Annotated in this window: 1 protein-coding gene; it reads left to right on the top strand. The window is 44.8% G+C overall.

The genetic code is table 11. The features are described 5' to 3' along the window. Nucleotides 1–176 precede the first annotated feature (176 nt). Complete coding sequence (locus tag KHQ28_RS26550; RefSeq protein WP_000027057.1) at nucleotides 177–1,037, top strand: broad-spectrum class A beta-lactamase TEM-1; 861 nt, start codon at nucleotides 177–179, stop codon at nucleotides 1,035–1,037. The last annotated feature ends 116 nt before the right edge of the window (nucleotides 1,038–1,153 follow it).

Raw genomic sequence — 1,153 nt, 5'->3', positions numbered from 1 at the left:
TATTTTTATAGGTTAATGTCATGATAATAATGGTTTCTTAGACGTCAGGTGGCACTTTTCGGGGAAATGTGCGCGGAACCCCTATTTGTTTATTTTTCTAAATACATTCAAATATGTATCCGCTCATGAGACAATAACCCTGGTAAATGCTTCAATAATATTGAAAAAGGAAGAGTATGAGTATTCAACATTTTCGTGTCGCCCTTATTCCCTTTTTTGCGGCATTTTGCCTTCCTGTTTTTGCTCACCCAGAAACGCTGGTGAAAGTAAAAGATGCTGAAGATCAGTTGGGTGCACGAGTGGGTTACATCGAACTGGATCTCAACAGCGGTAAGATCCTTGAGAGTTTTCGCCCCGAAGAACGTTTTCCAATGATGAGCACTTTTAAAGTTCTGCTATGTGGTGCGGTATTATCCCGTGTTGACGCCGGGCAAGAGCAACTCGGTCGCCGCATACACTATTCTCAGAATGACTTGGTTGAGTACTCACCAGTCACAGAAAAGCATCTTACGGATGGCATGACAGTAAGAGAATTATGCAGTGCTGCCATAACCATGAGTGATAACACTGCTGCCAACTTACTTCTGACAACGATCGGAGGACCGAAGGAGCTAACCGCTTTTTTGCACAACATGGGGGATCATGTAACTCGCCTTGATCGTTGGGAACCGGAGCTGAATGAAGCCATACCAAACGACGAGCGTGACACCACGATGCCTGCAGCAATGGCAACAACGTTGCGCAAACTATTAACTGGCGAACTACTTACTCTAGCTTCCCGGCAACAATTAATAGACTGGATGGAGGCGGATAAAGTTGCAGGACCACTTCTGCGCTCGGCCCTTCCGGCTGGCTGGTTTATTGCTGATAAATCTGGAGCCGGTGAGCGTGGGTCTCGCGGTATCATTGCAGCACTGGGGCCAGATGGTAAGCCCTCCCGTATCGTAGTTATCTACACGACGGGGAGTCAGGCAACTATGGATGAACGAAATAGACAGATCGCTGAGATAGGTGCCTCACTGATTAAGCATTGGTAACTGTCAGACCAAGTTTACTCATATATACTTTAGATTGATTTAAAACTTCATTTTTAATTTAAAAGGATCTAGGTGAAGATCCTTTTTGATAATCTCATGACCAAAATCCCTTAACG

Source organism: Klebsiella sp. 28 (genome assembly GCF_018223905.1).
GTDB classification, from domain to species: Bacteria; Pseudomonadota; Gammaproteobacteria; order Enterobacterales; family Enterobacteriaceae; genus Klebsiella; species Klebsiella pneumoniae.
Note: the sequence above shows the minus strand (reverse complement) of the source record. Positions and strands in the feature narration are given on the sequence as shown.